The organism is Intestinibacillus sp. NTUH-41-i26, from assembly GCF_032769475.1.
GTDB lineage: Bacteria > Bacillota > Clostridia > Oscillospirales > Butyricicoccaceae > Agathobaculum > Agathobaculum ammoniilyticum.
In genome coordinates, this window is sequence record NZ_CP136477.1 from 2,898,046 (window position 1) to 2,919,822 (window position 21,777).

Genomic DNA, 21,777 nt, shown 5'->3' on the forward strand with positions numbered 1-21,777 from the left:
GCTGGGGTGTCAAGCGGAAACCCGCAAAGGATTCGCTAAGGTTTATCGGGTCAGTAGCCAAAGGCACCATCCTCCTGCACCCACTTGCCGTCTGCGCCGCGGTACAGGGTGAACGAGTAACCGTCGGCCTTGTCGCGCCATGCGCCTTCGCCGAAGCGCGCGTCGCCTATGACGGTAATTACATTGTCGATCGTCAGGCCGTCCTCCTGCACGTTGTCCCGCAGCACGCCGCTTTCCATAATGTTTTCCGACCATGCACGCTCGCTGGCCGGATCATAGCGCAGGTTTTCGACCGAAAACCCATTTGCCGCCGTGTAATCGCGCACGGCCTGGTACGCGGCCTCAATCTCATCCGGCGGGAACCGCGCTTCAAAGCTGCCGCGGTGCCGTTCCCAGGCCGCGCGCGCGATATCGTTGCCCGCAACCGCGTTTTCCACCTCCTGCGGCGACCAGCGCCACTGCAGGTCCAGTTCATGCAGGATATTCTCGGCATATGCGCCGTCCGACAGGCTAAGGTAATACGCCAGCTCCTCCACGGTGCAGCCGGAAAAATCGTTTGTTTCCTTGCGCATCATGTAGCTGTACGGGTCGAATTCCCAACCCGAGCCGCCCGCCGTGTCCAAAGACCACCAGACCGGCAGGTAGATGGGCTGCACCGCATCCCCCAGCCGCACGGCCCTCATGCCGACGCGCACCTGACCGCCGTCCGCAAAGGTATAGACCCAGCTTTCGCCCTGCTTCACCGGATGCACAATGCGGTCGCCCGCCGTGCCGCCCGACAGGCCGAGCGTCCATTCCATCGCCCGCGCCGGATCGCGCAGGGCGGTGAGCGAAGCGTTCGCCAGCAGGGCGCGCACCCGCGCTTCGCTGAACTCCGGCAGGCCCAGCCCGCTGTTGTCGTACCGCAGCAGGAAGCGTTCGAGCGAATCGGTCGGCGTGGTTTCATCCAGCAACCACTCCTGTCGGGTCAGGTGATAACCGCCCTTGTCGGAGGCCTCCAGCGCCTCCACCGCGCGGTATGGGCGGTGCTGCCTGTCCCACAGCTCATACGCCACCGTCGCGCTGCCGCCGTCTATCCCGACCGTGTCACGCTCGGTCCAGATCGTGCTGTCGTAGTCCCGCGTATAGCGCGCAAGCCCATCCAGAAACGCCACACCGTTCAGATAGGTTTCCATGCGCGCCCGCCGCTGGGCTTCGTCCGGCGCATGGATGGTAAGCGAGCCGCCGTCCAGCGCCCACGCGGCCTGATCCATCTCCTGATACGCGGCCGCGATGTCCCTGTCCTGCGTATCATACTGCACGTCGGACGCAAACGTCAGGTAATAGGTCAGCCCGTCGCGCTCGGCCAGCGTCTTGCTGGGTACCGGCCAGTCCTCGCCAAAGGTAGATTGCAGATAGTCTGTCGCTTCTACGGCAAGCATCATCACCGTACCCGCCCCATACGGGTCGGAGGTCGCTTCCGGCCACGCGTTTTTCAGGCCGAACATGGCGCAGCCATCCTTCTCGGTTACATACCCCTGCCCGACAAAGCACGCCGGCAGGGTGAGGGTATAGCCGTAGACGTCGTTCACATAAGCGGTGGAGTCGATTGTGCGACTGGCTTCCGCCGCGCCGCCCGCTATGCGGAATACGAATGCGGCGGTATGCGCCGTTCCATCCGCCGCCGTGTAGGACACGGTCACGCCGCGGTACACATCAGCCGGCTGCGTCGAGGACAGCGCCTCCGCCGTGATATGTTCCACGGGATAGCTGTACGACATGCTGGCCGCACCGCCCGTATAGGAAAAGCTGTCCGTTTCGGTCACCCGCTCGTCGTACTGGCGCGCACCGTCCTCACGGACGACCGCGTCCGCAATCGTGACCTCGCCAGCCGGCGTGGGGTCGAACAAAAGCTCGATGGTGTCGCCTGCCCGCAGCAGCGGGATGCTGCCCGCGGCGTTGCGCACCGCCTGCTCGGTGGTCTCGCCCACGGGCAGGCTTACCCCGCCCCCCGTGGCGGCAAAGCCCCCGTCAAGCGGTTCCGCCAGCCCGACCGGCAGCCAATAACCCTCGGTCTTCTCCATGCGCACGTCAACGGACGGGCTGCCGTCGATGAAGTGCAGGCGCACGACGGCTTCGGTATCCGTCTGCGAAACCAGTTCGGCGGTGAGCCATGTCCGCATCCGGATGTATGTTGTGTTGCCTTCCATCTCTTCGTATGTTTCACCGAAATAGCCGAAGATATTTTCGATTGCGGTCAGCGGCTGTTCCAGATCAGTGATCGGGCCGCCATTATAAAACGAGGCATTAACTACCGTTTCCCCGGTATTGCCGTATTGCAGGTCGGGCCAGGGCAGGCCTGAGTCATAATACAGGCCAAATATCTCACGCATGGTATAGCCCGCGTCCTGTCCTGCCAGCTGATCCTGTATGAACGACAGGTGATCGTCACACCGCTGCATTTTGGAAATGACCCTGCGGCCGTTTTCCTCACCGGCGGTAATTGCAATCGCGGAGCGGTAATCGGTCGTGCCGCCGCCGTACATCTGGAACACCGCGACACAGGTATTTGCCTCCTCGGTCGGTACGATCACATAATTGCGGTAGGAAGGCGACGAGCCGCCGTATTTGGTATACCATACGGCGTTTTCGTCCTCGCTGCCGGCAAGGTGCTGCTGCTGCCGCACCAGCGCCTGCTGCTCCTGTTCGGACAGCACCGGATACAGCGGCCACACCGACTTATATGCCACCGCGCGCGCGTACTGCTGCGCGAGGTCGGCGGCGGTACGGGCGTTTTCCCCGCCGCCGTAGGTATAGTCCTGCGGCTGACCGGCCGCCATAATGATACTGAGCTGTTCGCCATTGTCAAAGGTATGCCGCACCTCGGCCAGGTCGTTTTCACCGTCGTTGGTCACGTCCCAGCGGCGGACGACCTCCGTGCTGCCGCCGGACAGCCGCAAAATCTCTCTGCACTGCTCCGCAGCGTCGTCCGATGCCGTCCCAGTGTTTTCCGGCAGTCCGAGGTCGTTTTCGTACAGGATGCGGAATTCTTCCAGCGAGGTCACGCCATCCCGTGCAACCGGCTTTGCGCTTTTCATCATCCATTTGCCGTCCATATCGCGTTGAAAATCCAACTGCTGCACCGCCCGATAGGGGATGTTTCCCTGTTCCTCTATCAGCAGCAGGTCAGCTACGGCATAGGTTTCCTCCCCGCGCAGCACCGCTGTGCTGGCAAGCAGCTCCGCTTCGCCGTTGATATGCTCGTGTATCTGCGCTGCCCACCATTCCGCAATCTCCAGCCGCGTTTCCTCTGTCAATTTTTCCTTACTCTCTCCTACCGACACCGCGCAGCCGAGCGAGGCGACCAGCACCGCCGCAGCCACAATGAGCGCAGCGCCGCGCTTTTTCGCGCGCTTGTCGAACAGCCCTTCAAAGCGGCGCATGAGCGTTTCCTTATCCCCCGTGAAGCACGACACCAGCGCCCGCCGCTGCGCCTGTGCCTGCGCGGACCGCAGGATGGTTTCCCCGTAAGCGCGACGCTGACTCCCGTCCATACCGCGCACCACCGCGTCGTCGCACGCCAGCTCGATATCCTCCTGTGCAAAGCGCGTCAGCAGGCGCACCAGCGGATTGAACCAGTGTACCGACCGCGCCGCCACCAGCAGCAGCTTGAGCCACAGGTCGCCACGCTTATAATGCGTCAGCTCATGCCGGAAGATGAACATGGCGTCCTCTTCGGACAGGTCTTCCTGCGGCAGCCACAACACCGGCTCGGCAAATCCCGCGAGCATCGGACAGTCCGCCGCACCGCTCACACACAGCGGAATGGCGCGGCGGATGCCGAGCGAGCGCTTCTGCTCCTCGAAAATGCCGTGCAGCGCCTCGCTCTGCACATCCGCGGAAGCTTCCTTCAGGCGCCGGATGTAGCGGCGGTAATCCCGCGCCTGCCAAAACACGTTGTACAGCACGCCGGTCAGCCAGACCAGCGCCAGCACACCGTCCACATGAATGGCGCTTTTCCAGTTCTCCTGCACCTGTACGCTCTGCGTAAACTCGCTTTCGGTCATCCACGCGCCTCGCGGCAGTGAGGGCTGCGCCACACCGTCCTGCGCCGCACCCGCCGCCTGCGTCTCATCCTGATGATAGGTCACATACAGCGTCCTCTCGGGCGGCGTGAGCTGTATGGGCGGGTCGGGCAGCGTGAGCTGCACCGGAAAGAGCAGCCGCACCGCCAGCAGCGCCCAGATCACGCAGACCGCCCGCGCCGGATAGCGTTTTTTCAGCGTCCTGCGCAGCAAAAACAGCGCGAGCGCGACCGCCGACACCGTCAGGCCGGCCTGCGCCAGCCCCAGCAGCAATTCATTCTGTGCCATATCCTACCCCTCCTGTCCTTACCGCCCCTGCGCGTCCAGAAAGGCACGCAGCTCGTCGATATCCCGCTCGGTCAGCGCGCCCGCGTCCGACAGGCTCGCCACCAGATTTTTCACCGAGCCGCCGCACAGGCGCTGCACAAAGCTGCGGCTCTCCCGCTGGAGGTATGCCTCCTCCCGAACGAGCGGCGTATAATAGTTCTGCCGCCCCTGCTTTTCGCACCGCAGGAAGCCCTTTTCGCACAGTCGGGAGAGGAAGGTCAGCACGCTGGTCGGCTTCCACTCCTTGGGCGCGTTCTGCTGCACCTCGGCCGCGGTCACCGGCGGCTGAAGCGCCCAGATCGTTTGCATGACCTCCAGCTCCGCATCCGGCAGGCGTTTGATTTCGTCCATAGTCCCACCCCTTTTTCTACGGTTGTAAAACCTTTTTCCAGCCTTATTCTACATCAGTAGAATTTTCCTGTCAAGTCATACTTTGTTTACAGTTTGGAACATTGACAGCCCTCCGGTTTTACGGTATGCTAATAGTGTCCTGATATGGACAAAAGCCATATTTTTACGGATCAAGGAGCAAGTATCATGCGTAAATCGACAGCGCTTGGTTTTGCGCTCTGCGGCACCCTGCTGGTCATTCTCCTGTTCATCGCGGGGCGCATGCTGTACATCAAATTTTATCACCAGTCCTTTACCGATATCGCGGGCAAGGGCGTGCAGGCGTCGCTGATGCTGAGCGAAAACGACACCTCGCTCCCCGCAGTGACGGATGAAAAACAGATCGCTTCCTATACCGACCTGCTCGGCGGCTACACCTATACGCCCTATCCGCATTTTTTCCAGCCCGGCGATGATAAGCTGACCGCCAACCGCCTGACCGTCACCTTTGAAAACGGCAGCTCAATCAGCGTCAACGCGGACGGCTTTGTGTTTGTAGACGGCAAGCTGCGCGGCATCGAGGGGGGCCGCGGGCAGGAATTTTATCACAAGCTGTATATCCTGTTCTATCCGAACGCGACATAGGAAGAGAGGTGCGGAATGAAAAAGGCGGTATGCCTCCTGCTGGCGCTGCTGGGTACGGCTGCGCTGCTGGCCGGTTGCGCGCAGGCCGTTTCGGTCGGCGTGATCGGCGGCGCAGACGGCCCGACGGAGATCATTGTTTCCGGCCCGCGCGCGGAATAGGCTGAAAACCGGACGTCCCGTTTCCGGAACGGGCCTGCATTTTTCATATTTGGGGGAATGGACAAGATGAGGGAGCTGCTTCTGGATGCGGAAACCCTGTATACGCGCGCGCAGGCGCATGACGCGCTGGCAAAGGCGTTCGGGTTTCCGGCCGATTACGGGCGCACGCTGGACGCGCTTTACGACCTGCTGACCGCCTGCCCGCCCGCGCGGCTGACGCTGCGGCACGCGGAAAAGCTGGTTGACAACATGGGGAACTACGGCGAACTGCTGCTGCGCGTCCTGGCGGACGCGGCGGCAGAGAACCCGTCGTTCGTGCTTTCGGCCGAATAAAAGCAGCGTCCGGACCTGCGGGTCCGGACGCTGTTTTCACAGTCGCCTGCCGTTGTATTTCTGCGCGGCGGCGGCGCAGCCTTCCGCAATGATGCAAGCCGCGGCCTCCACCGCGTCCGCGCAGGCCTTGTCGATGGCTTTCTGCTCGTCCGCAGTGAACTTGCCCAGCACCCAGGCCGCCAGGTCGTAATCAGGATGCGGCTTTTTGCCCACGCCGATCTTGACGCGCGGGAAATCCTCGCTGCCCAGATGGTAGATGATGTTCTTCAGCCCGTTCTGCCCGCCCGCGGAGCCTTTCGCGCGCACGCGCAGCGTACCCACGTCGAGCGACACGTCGTCCGACAGCACGATGATGCGTTCGGGCGGTATCTTGTAAAACGCCGCCGCGTCGCGCACCGCCTCGCCGGACAGGTTCATGAACGTCTGCGGCTTCATCAGCAGCACGCGGCTGCCGCCGAGCGCGGCCTCGCCCACCAGAGCCTTGAATTTCATGCGGTCGATCCTCCGTCCGCTGCGCGCGCACCAGCCTTCGAGCGCGCGGAAACCCGCGTTATGCCGCGTGTTGTCATATTTGCTGCCCGGGTTGCCCAGGCCGACGACCAGCCATTCCACCGGCCCCGCCGCCTGCGCGGCTTTCTGCTCGTCCAGCTTTTTGAAAATATCGAATACTGACATGGTCCTTCTCCAAACAAAACGCCTCCCCCGACGGGAGGCGTCTGCTGTTTTTTATTCTACCGACAGGATATAATAGTACACCGGCTGTCCGCCGTCGATGACCGAGATCTCCATATCCTTGTTCTCGCGGCGCAGCAACGCCTCCACCTCGGCGGCCTGCTCCGCGCTGACGCCCTCGCCGTAGATCACGGTGGCGAACGCGCTGTCGTCGGTCACCATCTCGCGCACCAGCTTTTTAAGCACCACGCTTTCGCGGCCGCTCGCGCACAGCCTGCCTTCACACAGAGACAGGTATTCGCCCTGTTTGATTTTCTTTCCGTCGAACTCGCTGTCGCGCGCGGCGTAGGTCACCTGTCCGCTGCGCACCTGCGCCGCCGCGTCGGCCATCGCCGCCGCGAGGCCGCTGTCCTGCTCGCTGTCCAGATCGGCGGCGAGCATCGCGGAAATCCCCTGCGGAATGGTTCGGGTCGGCACGACCACCAGCTTTTTGCCCTCCGCCAGGTGCGCGGCCTGCTCCGCCGCCATGATGATGTTTTTATTGTTGGGCAGCACGAACACGGTTTCCGCCGGCACCGCGTCCACCGCACGCACGATATCGTCGGTCGAGGGGTTCATGGTCTGGCCGCCCTGCACGACCATGTCCACGCCCAGGTCAGTGAACACATTTTTCAGGCCGTCGCCCGCCGCGACCGCGACAAAGCCGTATTTTTTCTCCGGCGGGGCGATCACGCGCTCGGCCGGCGCGTCCGCCGTACCCTCGATCACCTTGGCGGTGTGCTGCTCGCGCATGTTCTCGATTTTGACCGTGAGCAGCGGGCCGAATTTCAGCCCCTCCTCCAGCGCTCTGTTCGGTTGGTCGGTATGCACATGCACCTTAACGATGTCGTCATCCTCCACTACAACCAGCGAATCCCCAATATCGCTCAGGATCGCGCGCAGGCGGCCGACGTTGCGGGCCTTGTCCTTGCGCGCGGCAATGAACTCAGTGCAGTAGGTGAACGTGATCTCCTCGTCCGCAATGGCGGCGAAGTCCGCGGCGGCCTTCGCCGCCGGCTGCGCGGCCGCGCGCTCCTTGCGGACGCCACGCAGCCCGTCCAGCATGCCCTCCAGGATGGTCAGGAAGCCGAACGCACCCGCGTCCACCACGCCCGCCTTTTCCAGCACGGGGTTCTGGTGTACGGTTTCCGCGAGCGCCTCCCGCCCGCGTTCGAGGACTGCGCAAAGCACCTGCTCTGCGGACAGCGCCGAATCGGCCTGACAGGCCTCGACCGCGTGCTGGGCGGATACGCGCGACACGGTCAGGATCGTACCCTCGGCCGGCTTCATGACCGCCTTGTAGGCGGTGTCCACGCCCTCACGCAGCGCGAGCGCCAGCGCACGCCCGTCCACCTGCTCCGCCTCGCGCAACTTTTTCGCCATGCCACGGAACAGCAGCGACAGGATAACGCCCGAATTGCCGCGCGCGCCGCGCAGCAGCGCGGAGGCGGCCGTGTCCGCAGCCTTTGCCAGCGTCGGCTCCTCCAGCTTGTCCAGCTCGGTCATGGCGGACGCCATGGTCATGGACATATTGGTGCCTGTATCGCCGTCCGGTACGGGGAACACATTCAGTTCATTGGCGCGCTCCTTGTTTTCCGCAATGGCGAGCGCGCCCTCGATCACCATGGATTTGAAAAGCGCGCCGTCTATTTTCTGATCTGCCATATGCATACTCTCCCTAATCTCTGTTTTCAGACCGCGTCCGCGCCCCGCGAACGGCGGCGGTATGGGGATACAGGGGTCTGCACCCCCTGCTTATCAGTCCGCGCGAATGCTCTCCACATAAACGTCCACGTTTTTTACGTCTACACCGGTCAGACGCTCCACATGGTAGCGCACCTCGCCGATGATCGAGCGGCACACGGTCGCGATGTTCACCCCGTGTTCCACCGCGATGTGCAGGTCGATATCGACGCCGCCGTCCGGTGCCTCGGCCACCTTAACGCCGCGGGACTGGTTCTCCCGTCCGAGCAGGTGCGCCAGTCCGTCCGACATCGAGCGGATGGTCATGCCCTTCACTCCAAAACAGGAGGAAGCCGCATAGCCCGCGATGCCGGCCAGCACTTCGTTTGTGATTTCGATATATCCAAGATCAGTCTTGATCGTCATAGAAAACCCTCCCTGTGATTGGTTGGCTGTCTGGTTACTTACCTTATATTTTATATCAAATGCCCTGTAAATACAAGCAAAATGCGGAAAGCATGTCATGAATCTATAAATTTCCGGCAACAATAGAAACAAATGTTTGCTTTTCCCGCCATAATACGGTATAATGAAGAAAATGCGAACGTATGTTCCTTTCAGGCAAGGTGTGAAGGAGTGCAGACCCCATGAAAAAAATTTCCCCAAAACAGCAGCGCATCCTCGATTATATCAGCGAATTCTCCCTGGAGCATGGCTACCCGCCCTCCGTGCGAGAGATCTGCGCTGAAATGGACCTGCGTTCCCCCTCGACCGTACACGCGCATCTGAAAAAGCTGCAGGAGGCGGGCTATCTCGAGCCGAGCGACCATAAATCCCGCGCGCTGACGCCGGTCAGCGGCCCGTCCATGGTGCCGCGCGTCCCCATCCTCGGGCGGGTAACGGCCGGCCTGCCCATCCTTGCGGTGGAGGAGCATATCGGATACGTCCCGTTCGAGCCGGCGGCCGGCGGCGGGGAATACTATGCCCTGCGCATCCGCGGCGATTCCATGACCGGCGCCGGCATCCTGGACGGCGACCTCGTCATCGTCCGGCAGGACGCGCAGGCTCGCAGCGGCGATATCGTCATCGCCCTGCTGGAGGACGAGGCCACCTGCAAAACGCTGAACCTCACGCAGGACGGCGTATGGCTGATGCCGGAAAATCCGGCCTACCCGCCTATCAACGGTACGGGCTGCCAGATCCTCGGCGTGGTCAAAGCGGTCTATCGGGAATATTAAGGAGCGACGCCTATGCCGGCACTGGACGACAGCATCCAATTCGTCAAGGGCATCGGCCCGAAAAAGGCGAAGCTGTTTGAAAAACTGCACATCCGCACCCTGCGCGACGCGCTTGAGACCTATCCGCGCGACTATGAGGACCGCACCCGCATCACCCGCATCGCGGATATCGGCGCGGAGGACAAATACACCGTCCGCGCGGTCGTGGGTACCGAACCCAAGCTCAGCCGCATCCGCAAGGGGCTGACGCTGGTCAAATGCACGATTTTTGACGAGTCCGGCTTACTGCACGTCACCTGGTTCAACAACCCTTACGCCGCCGCGCTGGTGCGCGCGGGGCAGGAATATGTGTTTTACGGCCGCATACAGGGCTTTGGCCGCGCGCGGACGCTCATTTCGCCCCAGTCCGAAAAGGTCGCGCCGGACGCGGACCACCCAGGCCGCATCGTGCCGGTCTATCCGCTGACCGCGGGGCTGACCCAGCGCGACCTGGAGCGCGTGACCGAAGCCGCGCTCGCCGCCGTGCCGGGCGACTGGCCCGACCCGCTGCCCGAGGTGCTGCGCGCCAAATACCGCCTGCCGGACGCGGCCGACGCGCTGGCCGCCATCCACCGCCCACAGACAGCGGACGAAGTTGCCGAGGCGCGCCGCCGCATGGTGTTCGAGGAGCTGTTCCTGCTGTGCTGCGGCCTGCAGCAGCTCAAGGAGCGCCGCCGCGCCGATTCCGGCATCCTTTTCGCGCAGAGCGGGCTGGACGCCTATCTGGACGCGCTGCCTTTCGCCCCCACGGGCGCGCAGCGCCGCGCGATCGGGGAGGTCGCGGCGGACTGCGCCTCCGGCAGGCCGATGAACCGGCTGGTGCAGGGCGACGTCGGCTCGGGCAAGACGGTCGTGGCGGCGGCGCTGTGCGCGCTGGCCGCGCAGAACGGCTGGCAGGCCGCTTTCATGGCGCCGACCGAGATCCTCGCCGTCCAGCACGCGGAAACGCTCGCCCCCCTGCTGGGCCGGCTGGGCATTTCCTGCACCCTGCTCACCGGCTCGATGACCGCGGCGCAGAAGCGGTCCGCGCTCGCCGCAATCGAAACCGGCGCGGCGCAGGTCGTGGTCGGCACGCACGCGCTCATCCAGCAGGGCGTGGCCTTTCACCGGCTGGGCGCGGTCATTGCGGACGAGCAGCACCGCTTCGGCGTGGCACAGCGCGCCGCGCTTTCGGCCAAGGGGGAAACGCCGCATGTGCTGGTCATGTCAGCTACGCCCATTCCGCGCACGCTCGCGCTCATTCTGTACGGCGACTTGGACGTATCCGTGCTGGACGAGTTGCCGCCCGGCCGCAGTCCGGTCGAGACCTACGCGGTGGGAGAAAATATGCGCCGGCGCATCACCGCCTTTATCGACAAGCAGATTGCGGCAGGCGGGCAGGCCTACGTCGTCTGCCCGCTGGTCGAAGAGGGCGAATTAAACCTCAAAAGCGCGGAGCAGCACGCAAAGGACCTGCAGGCCGCCCTGCCGCACCGCCGCGTTGCCGTGCTGCACGGCCGCATGAAAAACGCGGACAAGGAGCAGGTGATGCGCGATTTCGCCGCGCGGCAGTATGATATCCTGGTCGCCACGACCGTGATCGAGGTCGGCGTGGACGTGCCGAACGCCAACCTGATGGTAGTGGAGGACGCGGACCGCTTCGGCCTGTCCCAGCTCCACCAGCTCCGCGGGCGGGTCGGGCGCGGGCCGCGGCAGTCCTACTGCGTGTTTTTCGGCGCGGACAAGGGAGAATCTGCCCGCGAACGCCTGAAAATCCTGTGCCGGACCGGCGACGGGTTCGAGATCGCGCGCGCCGACCTCGCCCAGCGCGGGCCGGGCGACTTTTTCGGCCGGCGGCAGCACGGCCTGCCTGCGCTGCATGTTGCTGATCTCGCGGCCGACCTCGCACTCATGCAGTCCGCCCGCGAGGAGGCCGAGGCCATTCTTGCCGCCGATCCGCGTCTGGAGGGCTATCCAACCTTATCTGCGCGCGTGCAGCGCATGTTCGCCGCACGGGACGACGAGGTGTTCAACTAAAAGGGCGGAAGCCGCTATGGCTTCCGCCCTTTTTCCGTTTATGCCCTTATGCGTCCTCTCCGCCCGCCGGCTTTTCCCGCCGCTCGGAGAGCACCAGGCCGGCCAGCGCCAGCACGGTGCCCAGCCACATGATTGGCGTCATAGTTTCGTGCAGGATGAGCGCCGAGCTGATAATGGTGATCACCGGCGTGGCATAGATGTACGCGCTGGTCTTGACCGGCCCCAGCAGGAACACCGCCCGGTTCCAGGTCACAAAGCAGGTCGCGGAGGCCAGCAGGCCGAGGAAGAGCAGGTTCGCGACGTGAAGCGGCTCGGTCCATGCAGACAGCGGCGCGGGAAAGCCCTCGAGCAGGGCGGGCACCAGCAGGAACAACAGGCCGTAGCCGAAAATGCGGCAGGTCAGCGGCACGGTGCGGTAGCCCATCGCGCCCAGCTTGCGCACGATCACCGAATACACGCCCCAAACAAACGCCGCCCCCACGCCGAGCAGTACGCCGCGCGGGTCGAGGTTCAGCTCGCTCACCCCCGCCAGCGACGTCATCGCCACACCCGCTATCGCGCACACAAAGCCGAGGAAAAACCAGCGGCTGAGTTTCTCGCGCAGCACGACCGCCGCGACCAGCGCGGTGAACAGCGGTGCCGCCGCCACGATCACGCCGACCAGGGACGCGGAAATATAGGTCAGCGCGATATTCTCCATCAGAAAGTACAGCGACACGCCGGTCAGCCCCGCCAGTGCGAACAGCAGCTCATGCTGCCATTTCTGCGGCCTGACGAGCCCGCGCCCTGCGGCGAACAGCGCTACAAAGCCCAGCCCGAAGCGGGCGACCATGATTTCCAGCGGCGTGAACGCGCGCAGCAACACCTTGGTCGAAACAAATGTCGTACCCCATACCAGCACAGTCAGCATAGCGAGCAAATGCCCCTGCAGCCTGTGATTTTCCCTCATGGTATCCCCCTCTCTATGCAGCGGTCGCGGCCATCCGCGCCCCGGCGGGCTCAGCAGATAAAGCCCCCGCCGATCACAATATCGTTGTCATAAAACACCGCGCTCTGCCCCCTTGCGGGCGCGCGGACCACGTCCTCGAACATGATGCGCGCGCCGCCGGCCTCCGGATAAACCAGCGCGCGGTCGCTGCGCCTGGAAAAGCGCACGCGCACCTCGCAGGGGAACGCGCCGTTTTCCGCGTATTCGGGCGCGATGTAGTGTACGTCGCGCACCTTGATTTCCTTTTCGAACACGTCCTCGAGCGACAGCACCACCTCGTCGGTCTCCGGCCGCAGCGCGTGGACGAACAGGCGGCCTGCCGCAGCCACGCCCAGCCCCTTGCGCTGGCCGACCGTATAGCAGTGCAGCCCCTTGTGCCGCCCCAGAACATTGCCCGCCTCGTCCACAAAATTGCCCGGCGGGCAGGCCGCGCCGTGGCGCTCGAGCCAGCCCTGCACATCCCCGTCCGGAATGAAGCAGATATCCATACTGTCCGGCTTTTCGGACACGGACAGGCCGATATCGCGCGCCGCAGCGCGGGTTTCGTCCTTACCCGCACTTTCCCCCAGCGGGAACAGGCAGCGCGCGACCGTCCGCCGCGGCAGGCGGTGCATCATATAGGTCTGATCCTTTTCCGCGCGGGCGCGCAGCAGGAGCGCGCGCCCCTGCGCGTCCCGTCCGGTGCGGGCGTAGTGGCCGGTGGCGACATAGGGCGCGCCGATCTCATCCGCATAGTCGGTCAGCGCACGGAACTTGACCAGCGGGTTGCACACCACGCACGGGTTAGGCGTGCGCGCGGTGCGGTAGCAGTCCGCGAAATAGGCGCACACTTGCTGCTCGAACGCCTCGCGCCGGTGCGCGACGTAAAGCGGGATGCCCAGCTCGTCTGCTGCCTGCTGCGCGGCCTCCGTGCCGCCCAAACCGACCTCCAGGAACAGCCCGTATACCGCAAAGCCCTGCGCGCGCAGGCGCGCCGCCGCGACCGCGGAATCCACGCCGCCTGATAATCCTAACACAACTTTTTCCATCATTCTTGTAAAATCTCCTACTGTTCGGGGCTGCCATCAAAAAGAAAATGAGCGCCCCGCGCTCATTTTCACAGAACGTCCGCCGCTTATTCGCCGGACGAGGTCCACTCCTCCAGCCCTGCAAACGCATTGTACGGCGCGGGGCTGAAATTATCGATCAGGCCCTTGCGGATGATCAGCTGCCCGCACTCGAACGCGATCGGGATAAAGGGCATTTCCTCCGCGAACGCCGTGTAGAACGCCGCGAGATTGTCACCGCTGCGCGCGGCTGCGACGGCGGCGGACATGGTCTGGCTGGAATAGCCGCCGTAGTTCAGGCTGCCGTCGGAGGAAAGCAGCGGGCGCAGGTCAAAATCCGGCGTCAGCAGCGTTTCCCCCATAATATACGTCAAAATCGCCCGACTGCAGCATGGACACATAGGTTTCATACGGCTGCCGGTCCACGGTCACCGACACGCCGACCGCTTTCCAGGAGGCCGCGATCTGTTCCGCCGCCGCCACCTTAAACGTATTGTTGGCGTTGACGAGCAGCCGGATGGACAGGGCCGCGTCCCCGCCGGACGCGCCGCCGCTGCCGGTATCCGTCCCGCCGGCCTCTCCGTCGGCGTCTTCCTCACCCGTATCCGTTTCGCCGTCGTCCTGTCCCGTGTCCCCCGCGCCGCCGGCCTGCTCCAGTCCCTCGCGCAGGAGACGCGCGGCGGTCTCGGTATCGGCGGACATATTGAGCGTCAGCCCGTCGGCTGCGGGCTGCGGATTGACCGGCAAGACCGCCGGCGCGGCAAAGGTCTGCAGCTGCGTGTCGCACAGGCTCTGCCGGCCGAGCGCGGCGCTGAGCGCCTGCCGCACCTTGGCGTTGGCAAGATAGGGGTTGCTGTAATTGACGCCCAGGTAATGCAGGTCCGCGCTCGCGGTGCGCACGGTGTCGATCGACCCGCCGATGATCGTACTCGCCCCGTCGGGTGCGATGCGCGGCTCGCGCAGCAGGGAAACATCCCCTGTGCGGAAGCTGGATTCCGCGGCGTCCGCCCGTGTCATGGGTACCAGCGTGATATGGCGGATGGAGCCGAGGAACCCGCCGTGCCAGCTCTCATTGGCCTCCAGCTTCCACTGGTTGCCGTCCTTGACCGGCTGGAACGGGCCGGTCCCGTCGGCGAAGTCGCCGCTTTCGGCCGAACCCTGCCGGTAGATCGGGATGTCGAGCAGGCGGGGGAAATTAATGTTGGGCGAGGACAGCACGATACGCACCTCGCTGCCGGACAGCGCCTCGATCGAGGCAGCCTCGACCAGCCGGTTATGGTACGGCGACGCCTCATTATACTGCGCGGCCTGCAGGCTGGCGACCACGTCGGCCGCAGTCAGCTTCTCGCCCGACCAGAACGTCACGTCGTCCCGCAGCGTAAAGGTGAACGTTGTCCCATCGCCCGTATACGATGCGCATAGCACATTTTGCGCGGTAAAATTGCCGCTGACCTCGAACAGGCCTTCATATAGCGCCTCGCACAACAGGCGGTTGATGCTGGTGCTGTCCAGCACCGGATTGAGCGTGCCGTTCTGGTACCAAGCCATGCCAAAATATGCGTCCGACACCTCGACCGTATCAACCGGCCCGTCATCCCCGCCCAGCCCGCCTTCCCCGCAGGCCGTCAGCAGGCAGAGCGCCGCCAGCAGTGCCGCCAGCGCGCGTTTTTTCCATTTCATAAAACGGACTCCCTTTCCGTCACAGGCAGATCACGCCGCCCTGTACGCCGCGTACGCCGCGGGTCGCGCGGTGCGACCAGAATTCATCGCTGTGGCACATGGTACACAGCCCGCTGTCGATCACGTTTTCCGGCGCGAGCCCCGCGTCCCGCAGCAGCTTTACGCCGATGCCCTGCAGATCGACATGGAATTTTGCTCCCTTTTCCCGAATATAGGGCCGTACGGCCACGCCGAGCAGGCGCTCCATCGCCTCCGGCACATCCGCGTCGGTTTCAAAGCACTCCTGCCGGATGGACGGCCCCAAGACCGCGATCAGGCTCTCGCGCCTCGCACCCAGGCGCGCCACCATCACCTCCACGGTTTTGGGCAGGATGCCGCCCGCCATGCCGCGCCAGCCCGCATGGGCCACGCCCGCAGTATGCGTCGCCGGATCGTACAGCAGGGTCACTACGCAGTCCGCGTAAAAGCCGCAGAGCGGCGTGTCCGGCAGCGCTGTCACGATCGCGTCCGACCGCCACGCCATCGGGCGGTGCAGCCCCATGCCGGCCTGCTCCTCCCCGACAACCGAAACCTCGGTTTCGTGGATCTGACGGGTCAGCGTGAAGCGTTTTTCATCCACGCCGAGCGCTTCCGCCAGGCGGCGGTAATTTTCCCGCACGCTGGTCTCCTCGTCCCCCGGCTGAAGCCCAGGTTGAGGCTTTCACAGTGTCCCGTGCTCACGCCGCCGTACTTAGTCGTAAAGGCATGCCGCACCGGCAGCCGGCGGCAGGTATAATAAACAAATGGGCCGCTCTGAACGCGGCACATGGATCGATGCATGCGTTTTTCCTCCCGATTCAGTTGTATTATTATATCAAATGCGGCCCCCCTCCACAAGGGCGCAAAACCGTTCTTCTCAAAAAGCGCCAAAATCTGCCCGCTCGCGGACGTGTTTTTCTTGACAGTTTGACCAACAGGCTTTACAATATTTTTAGTATAATACCTGCTGTTATATAGCCTGCGTAAAAATACGCACGGCTTTTTTCAAGGGCATTATAACCGTACCTCTGTCCGACAGGGGGCCACTGCACTCAAAAAAATCAATAGGAGGACACACCAAAGCAATGAACGACATCATCATACCGCTCGTGACCGGTATCGTGTGTCTCGTTGTGGGCGTTGTCATTGGCTTTTTGTACCGCAAGCGTGTTGCGGAAAAAGAGATCGGCTCCGCCGAGACCGAAGCGACGCGCATCATCAACGAGGCCATCAAGGCCGGCGAAACCAAAAAGCGGGAAGCGATTCTCGAAGCCAAGGACGAGATCCACAAGCAGCGCACCGAAGCCGACCGCGAGCTCAAGGAGCGCCGCAACGAGACCCAGCAGCTCGAGCGCCGCCTGATCCAGCGCGAGGAGGCGCTGGACAAGAAAAGCGATACGCTCGAGCGCAAAAACGAAGACCTTTCCCGCCAGCTGGAGGCAGCCCAGAAGGAAAAGGACGACCTGGCCCGTGTCAAGGCCGAGCAGCTCGAAAAGCTGGAGCAGATCGCCAGCATGACCCGCGACGAGGCGCGCGAGATGCTGGTCCAGTCGATCGAGGCTGAGGCCACGCACGACGCGGCGGTTAAGCTGCGCGAGATCAACCAGCGCGTCAGGGACGAAAGCGAACAGACCGCGCGCGAGATCATTTCCACCGCCATCCAGCGCTGCGCGGCCGATCATGTTTCCGAAGCGACCGTATCGGTCGTCCCGCTGCCCAACGACGAGATGAAGGGCCGCATCATCGGCCGCGAGGGCCGTAATATCCGCACGCTCGAAACACTGACCGGCGTGGACCTGATCATCGACGACACGCCGGAGGCCATTACGCTTTCCTCGTTCGACCCTGTGCGCCGCGAGATCGCGCGCCTGAGCTTGGAAAAGCTGATCGTGGATGGACGCATCCATCCGGCACGCATCGAGGAAATGGTGGAAAAATCCCGCCGTGAGGTGGAGCAGATCATCAAATCCGAGGGCGAACGCGCCACCTTTGAAACCGGTATCCACGGCATCCATCCCGAGTTGGTCAAAACGCTCGGCCGCCTGCGCTACCGCACCAGCTACGGCCAGAACGTGCTGCAGCATTCGATTGAGGTCGCGCACATCGCCGGCATGATGGCCAGCGAACTGGGCATCGACCCCGTACCCGCGCGCCGCGCCGGCCTGCTGCATGACATCGGCAAGGCGATCGACCATGAGGTCGAGGGCAGCCATGTGCAGATCGGCGTCGACCTGGCCCGTAAATACAAGGAGGCGCCCGGCATCGTCCACGCGATCGAGGCGCACCACGGCGACGTGGAGGCCAAGACCACCATCGCCTGCTTGGTGCAGGCGGCGGACGCGATCTCCGCAGCGCGCCCGGGCGCGCGCCGCGAGAACCTGGAAAACTATATCAAGCGCCTGGAAAAGCTGGAGGGCATCGCCAACGAAACGCCCGGCGTTTCCAGCTCGTACGCCATCCAGGCGGGCCGTGAGATCCGCATTATCGTCAATCCGGATAAGATTTCGGACGACGCGATGGTGCTGCTCGCCCGCGACGTGGCCAAAAAGATCGAGGATGAGCTGGATTATCCCGGCCAGATCAAGGTCAATATGGTGCGTGAGACCCGCGCGGTCGATTACGCCAAGTAACCTCTGCAAGCAGGAAACAAGGGACAGACGCCCGTCTGTCCCTTGTTTTTTACCCTTTTATGGCTTCGGCTCGTCCGGTGGGGCGCCTTTTTTCCTGCGTCGGCGGAACCGGAGCGCCGCACCGCCGCCCACGCCGGCCACGAGCAACAGCGGCCAGGCCGCGACCGCCCACAGCACCGCGCCGCGCACAAAGCCGGCCAGCCCGCGCCAGCCGCTCTGCGCCGCCTGCATGAGCTGCGCGCCAAAGCCCGTGCCGCCGGAAACCGCGGTCAGCGCCTGCACCTCGCGCAGCGATACCGTGATGGTTGCGAAATCGACCAGGTTATCGTAACGGCGTTTTTCGCCGGTCAGGCTGTCGATCTCATATTCGCAATCCGCCAGGGCGTTTTCCAGCGAGATGATGTCTTCCATCTGGGCGGCCTGGCCAAGCAACTCCACCAGCCGCTCATGCTTAGTCTGCAGCGTGGCCAGGCGCGTTTCGATATCGGTGTACTGCTCGGTCACATCCTCGCTCCAGCGGCTCGACGACACCACATGGCAGGTCTCGCCGAGTTGGGCGAAGCACGTCTCGAATTTCTCCTGCGGCACGCGCAGCGTATAGCTGGCGTACCGGCCGCCCAACTCGCCCGACACGCTGCTCGCCTCGATATAGCCGCCCGCGCCGGCTGCCAGCGCTTCGATATCCGCGCCGGCCTGGTCGAACGACTGCGTCTCCAGCGTCAGATCCGCGGACAGGATGAGCTTTGCGTTTTGCCGCACCGCGGCAAAATCAACCGTCCCGCCGCCCTCCGACGGCGCGGCCGCGCTCTCCGTCCAGCCGGCGTTGTTGTCCTCCGCCGCCGACGTGCTGCCGGAAGCGTCCGCGCCACCCGACGCGCCGCAGGCCGTCAGCGCCAGCAGCAGGACCAGCGCAGACAGCAGAGAAAACCCTCGTCTTTTCATATCAGGACACCCCTTTCCCTTTGTTGGTTATCCTGTTAGACGGGGATTATTTTCCCTCCGTTCCCGATTGTTTCCGCTTTGTAAACAGCTCTTTCGCGCCGATATACAGCAGGAACACGCCGAACGCCCGGCGCAGCCATCCGGTATCCATGCGCGCGGCCGCAAGCGCCGCCGCGATCGAGGTCAGCACGCCCGCGGCCACGCACCACTTGACCGCGTCCTTCTGCACCAGCCCGTTTTTGATATGCGAATACAGCGCGGCGGGGGCGCAGGCGATAAAGTACAGCAGGTTGATCCCGCCCGCCTGGTATTGGTCGACGCCTGCAAACAGCGTCAGATACAGCAGCAGGAGCGAGCCGCCGCCAATGCCGAAGCCGGACAGGATGCCGGTCAGCAGGCCGGCCGCCACCGCAATCACCGTCATCACAGCAGCAGCACCGCCCTTACGCCGCCATACAGAATCAGCAGCCCGAACACCCGCCTCAGCCAGACCATGCTCATTTTCTGGAAAATACGGCCTGCAATCACGCCGCCAACCGCGCCGCCCAGCAGATAGGGCCACGCCGCCGCCACATCCAGCCCGCCCTTCATCCAGTAGATCGCTGCCGATACCGCGCTGAGCGGCAGGATGACCGCGACCGAGGTCGCGAACGCGCGGCGCTGCTCCATGCCGCACCAGCTTACCAGCAGCGGCACCAGAAACAGCCCGCCGCCCGCACCGAAAAAGCCATTGGCCGCGCCCGCCAGCGCGCCCGTTACGGCATACCTGGTATTGTTTTTCATAAAAAAGCCCTCCGGCGACAGTTTGCGCCGGAGGGTCCTTTTTTATGTGCGTTTTCCGCCGTTACCAGATACCCAGCACGCGCTGCATCGCCAGGCTGACGCACGCGATGCCGACCCAGCAGCACAGCCCCATCAGGATCGGCTTGCCGCCCGTCCGGACCAGCTTGACGATATTGGTATTCAGGCCGATCGCGGCCATCGCCATGACGATAAAAAATTTGGACAGCGCCTTGAACGGTGAAAAAGCTGCCGCGGGTATGCCCGCCGCCGTGCAGACCGTCGTCACGACCGACGCCAGCACAAAGAACAGGATGAAAAACGGAAAAACCTTTTTGAGCGAAAACGTGCCACTCGTGACGCCGCGCGACTGTCTGGCCTTTGCCGCGCGCCAGACGGCAAGCGCCAGCGTGATCGGGATGATGGCGAGCGTGCGCGTCAGCTTGACGATGGTTGCGGTGTCCAGCGTATTGCTGCCATGGGCCCCGTCCCATGCCGCCGCGGCCGCCGTGACGGACGAGGTATCGTTGACCGCCGTACCCGCGAACAGCCCGAATCCATCGTTCGACAGGCCAAGCGCGCCGCCCAGCGTCGGGAAGGTCAGCGCGGCGATCACATTGAACAAAAAGATAACCGATATCGCCTGTGCAATCTCCTCATCGTCCGCGCCGATGACGGGCGCGGACGCCGCGATGGCCGAGCCGCCACAGATCGAGGAGCCGACGCCGACCAGGGTTGAAATATTGGCCTTCATCTTCAGCAGCCTGCACAGCAGGACCGACATGGCCAGCGAGGTCGTGATCGTGGACACGATGATCGGCAGCGACTGCGCGCCCACCTTGGCGATTTCGGACAGGTTCAGCCCGAACCCCAGCAGGATGACCGCGTATTGCAGGATTTTTTTGGAGGTGAAGGCGATCCCCGCCTGCATCCTGCCCTTATCGTTCCAGAAAAGTGTGAGTGTCATACCGATTAAAATAGCGAACACCGGCCCACCCACAACCGGCGCCGCCTGTCCCAGCAGCCATGCCGGCACCGCAATGGCCAGACACAGCAGCAGTCCCAGACCGTTCTTTTTGAAAAATTCCATCTTTGCGTTACCTCTCTCCACATTGTTTCCCATTTTTGTCTGGAAATAGTATACGCCGCCGCTCTTATTATGTAAAATTATCATTCTTTATTTTATCATAATTTTATGTTATGATAAAGGCAGGAGCTGATCTCTATGTTGGATTTCCGTGTGGATACCTTTCTGGCGGTCTGCCGCTGCATGAGCTTTACGCGCGCCGCAGCCGCGCTGCATATTACGCAGCCCGCGGTCTCGCAGCACATTCGGGCGCTGGAGGCGCAGTACGGCGTCCGCTTTTTTTCCTTTGAGGGGAAAAAGCTGACCCTCACCGACGCGGGGCGGCTATTCCTGCGCACCGCGACCACCATGCGCCACGACGCGCAGCACCTGCGCGACGCGCTGGGCAGCCTGTCCGGCGGCGGGCGGCGGCTGGTGTTCGGCGCGACGCTCACCATCGGGGAATACGTCATGCCCGCCCCGCTCGCGCGCCTGCTGGCCGCGGAGCCGAACGTCAGTCTCCGCATGGTCGTCGCCAACACCGCCGAGCTGCTGCGCGGACTTGATCGGGGCGACATTGATTTTGCGATTGTGGAGGGCTTTTTTGAAAAAAGCGAATACGACAGCCTGTCCTATCTGACCGAACGATATGTAGCGGTCTGCGCGCCCGGCTACCGTTTCCGGCAGCCAGTGCATACCCTGGAGGACCTGCTCGGCGAGCGCCTGCTCACCCGTGAGCCCGGCTCCGGCACGCGGGAGATCCTGGAGCGCCGCCTGCGGGAGCATAACCTGACCGTGCGGGACTTCCGCGCGGTCACCGAAATCGGCAGTCTGAACGCCATCAAAGCGCTCGTCCGCATGGGGCAGGGCGTCGCGTTCCTGTATGAGCCGACCGTCCGCGCCGAGCTGGAAAGCGGCGCGCTGCGTGAGATCGCGCTGTCCGGTTTTCCGGTCCTGCACGATTTCACCTTCCTCTGGCGGAAAAGCAGCGTGTTCGCGCAAACGTACCGCGAGATCTTCGACCTGCTGCGCACCGCGTCCGACAGAAAAAGGGAGGAAGCCTGAGGCTTCCTCCCTTTGAT

The 21,777-nt window shown here is 63.4% G+C and carries 21 protein-coding genes; 7 read left to right on the forward strand and 14 right to left on the reverse strand.

Annotated features, from left to right (window positions below; all coding sequences use genetic code 11):
- Window positions 1–50: 50 nt before the first annotated feature.
- Window positions 51–4,352 (reverse strand): M56 family metallopeptidase, encoded by a 4,302-nt coding sequence (locus RX717_RS15130; protein ID WP_107631428.1) that lies wholly within the window; start codon window positions 4,350–4,352, stop codon window positions 51–53.
- Between the two features lie 18 nt (window positions 4,353–4,370).
- The gene (locus RX717_RS15135; RefSeq protein ID WP_054327380.1) at window positions 4,371–4,742 is read right to left on the reverse strand and encodes a BlaI/MecI/CopY family transcriptional regulator; all 372 of its coding nucleotides are present in this window, start codon (window positions 4,740–4,742) and stop codon (window positions 4,371–4,373) included.
- 186 nt (window positions 4,743–4,928) lie between these two features.
- Between RX717_RS15135 and RX717_RS15140 the strand changes: the two genes are divergently transcribed.
- The 3 genes from RX717_RS15140 to RX717_RS15150 all read left to right on the forward strand — a co-directional run bounded on the left by RX717_RS15140 (window position 4,929) and on the right by RX717_RS15150 (window position 5,858).
- Window positions 4,929–5,366 (forward strand): hypothetical protein, encoded by a 438-nt coding sequence (locus RX717_RS15140; protein WP_054327379.1) that lies wholly within the window; start codon window positions 4,929–4,931, stop codon window positions 5,364–5,366.
- A gap of 15 nt (window positions 5,367–5,381) precedes the next feature.
- Complete coding sequence (locus tag RX717_RS15145; protein ID WP_147573789.1) at window positions 5,382–5,525, forward strand: sodium ion-translocating decarboxylase subunit beta; 144 nt, start codon at window positions 5,382–5,384, stop codon at window positions 5,523–5,525.
- Window positions 5,526–5,591: 66 nt separating this feature from the next.
- Window positions 5,592–5,858, forward strand: a complete 267-nt coding sequence (locus RX717_RS15150) for a barstar family protein (RefSeq protein WP_054327378.1) — start codon at window positions 5,592–5,594, stop codon at window positions 5,856–5,858.
- Between the two features lie 36 nt (window positions 5,859–5,894).
- Here the strand turns inward: RX717_RS15150 and pth are convergent, their stop codons facing one another.
- The 3 genes from pth to RX717_RS15165 form a co-directional block, all read right to left on the reverse strand.
- Window positions 5,895–6,533: an aminoacyl-tRNA hydrolase gene (pth, locus tag RX717_RS15155; RefSeq protein ID WP_054327377.1), complete on the reverse strand. Its 639-nt coding sequence runs from the start codon at window positions 6,531–6,533 to the stop codon at window positions 5,895–5,897.
- 51 nt (window positions 6,534–6,584) lie between these two features.
- Window positions 6,585–8,234 (reverse strand): DAK2 domain-containing protein, encoded by a 1,650-nt coding sequence (locus RX717_RS15160; protein ID WP_107631427.1) that lies wholly within the window; start codon window positions 8,232–8,234, stop codon window positions 6,585–6,587.
- Window positions 8,235–8,327: 93 nt separating this feature from the next.
- Window positions 8,328–8,678 (reverse strand): Asp23/Gls24 family envelope stress response protein, encoded by a 351-nt coding sequence (locus RX717_RS15165; RefSeq protein ID WP_054327376.1) that lies wholly within the window; start codon window positions 8,676–8,678, stop codon window positions 8,328–8,330.
- A 221-nt stretch (window positions 8,679–8,899) separates the two neighbouring features.
- Here RX717_RS15165 and lexA point away from each other — a divergent pair, with 221 nt between their 5' ends.
- Window positions 8,900–9,490, forward strand: a complete 591-nt coding sequence (lexA, locus tag RX717_RS15170) for a transcriptional repressor LexA (protein WP_054327375.1) — start codon at window positions 8,900–8,902, stop codon at window positions 9,488–9,490.
- Between the two features lie 12 nt (window positions 9,491–9,502).
- Window positions 9,503–11,545 (forward strand): ATP-dependent DNA helicase RecG, encoded by a 2,043-nt coding sequence (gene recG, locus RX717_RS15175; protein WP_316960457.1) that lies wholly within the window; start codon window positions 9,503–9,505, stop codon window positions 11,543–11,545.
- Between the two features lie 46 nt (window positions 11,546–11,591).
- Here the strand turns inward: recG and RX717_RS15180 are convergent, their stop codons facing one another.
- The 5 genes from RX717_RS15180 to RX717_RS15200 all read right to left on the reverse strand — a co-directional run bounded on the left by RX717_RS15180 (window position 11,592) and on the right by RX717_RS15200 (window position 15,917).
- On the reverse strand, window positions 11,592–12,494 hold the full coding sequence (locus RX717_RS15180) for a DMT family transporter (protein ID WP_147573786.1): 903 nt from the start codon (window positions 12,492–12,494) through the stop codon (window positions 11,592–11,594).
- Window positions 12,495–12,544: 50 nt separating this feature from the next.
- On the reverse strand, window positions 12,545–13,564 hold the full coding sequence (mnmA, locus tag RX717_RS15185) for a tRNA 2-thiouridine(34) synthase MnmA (RefSeq protein WP_107631425.1): 1,020 nt from the start codon (window positions 13,562–13,564) through the stop codon (window positions 12,545–12,547).
- 83 nt (window positions 13,565–13,647) lie between these two features.
- On the reverse strand, window positions 13,648–13,953 hold the full coding sequence (locus RX717_RS15190; protein ID WP_316960458.1) for a hypothetical protein: 306 nt from the start codon (window positions 13,951–13,953) through the stop codon (window positions 13,648–13,650).
- Complete coding sequence (locus RX717_RS15195) at window positions 13,910–15,259, reverse strand: ABC transporter substrate-binding protein (RefSeq protein ID WP_316960459.1); 1,350 nt, start codon at window positions 15,257–15,259, stop codon at window positions 13,910–13,912. The genes RX717_RS15190 and RX717_RS15195 overlap by 44 nt, the downstream gene beginning before the upstream one ends.
- Window positions 15,260–15,278: 19 nt before the next feature.
- Window positions 15,279–15,917 carry a polyphenol oxidase family protein gene (locus RX717_RS15200; protein ID WP_316960460.1) on the reverse strand — a complete coding sequence of 213 codons (639 nt, stop codon included), beginning with the start codon at window positions 15,915–15,917 and terminating at the stop codon, window positions 15,279–15,281.
- Window positions 15,918–16,362: 445 nt separating this feature from the next.
- On the opposite strand from RX717_RS15200, the gene rny reads away from it, so the two are divergent.
- Complete coding sequence (gene rny, locus RX717_RS15205) at window positions 16,363–17,907, forward strand: ribonuclease Y (RefSeq protein ID WP_107631422.1); 1,545 nt, start codon at window positions 16,363–16,365, stop codon at window positions 17,905–17,907.
- Between the two features lie 57 nt (window positions 17,908–17,964).
- Here rny and RX717_RS15210 read toward each other — a convergent pair whose 3' ends face one another.
- The 4 genes from RX717_RS15210 to RX717_RS15225 all read right to left on the reverse strand — a co-directional run bounded on the left by RX717_RS15210 (window position 17,965) and on the right by RX717_RS15225 (window position 20,719).
- A complete protein-coding gene (locus RX717_RS15210) occupies window positions 17,965–18,849 on the reverse strand; it encodes a DUF4349 domain-containing protein (protein ID WP_316960461.1) in 885 nt (294 codons plus the stop codon).
- A gap of 46 nt (window positions 18,850–18,895) precedes the next feature.
- Window positions 18,896–19,273, reverse strand: a complete 378-nt coding sequence (locus RX717_RS15215; RefSeq protein ID WP_054326508.1) for a sulfite exporter TauE/SafE family protein — start codon at window positions 19,271–19,273, stop codon at window positions 18,896–18,898.
- Complete coding sequence (locus tag RX717_RS15220; protein ID WP_054326509.1) at window positions 19,273–19,632, reverse strand: sulfite exporter TauE/SafE family protein; 360 nt, start codon at window positions 19,630–19,632, stop codon at window positions 19,273–19,275. The genes RX717_RS15215 and RX717_RS15220 overlap by 1 nt, the downstream gene beginning before the upstream one ends.
- Before the next feature lie 61 nt (window positions 19,633–19,693).
- On the reverse strand, window positions 19,694–20,719 hold the full coding sequence (locus RX717_RS15225) for a YeiH family protein (RefSeq protein WP_107632168.1): 1,026 nt from the start codon (window positions 20,717–20,719) through the stop codon (window positions 19,694–19,696).
- Between the two features lie 135 nt (window positions 20,720–20,854).
- Between RX717_RS15225 and RX717_RS15230 the strand changes: the two genes are divergently transcribed.
- Entirely contained in the window at window positions 20,855–21,760 is a 906-nt protein-coding gene (locus RX717_RS15230; protein ID WP_107631419.1) for a LysR family transcriptional regulator, read from the forward strand.
- Window positions 21,761–21,777: the final 17 nt, after the last annotated feature.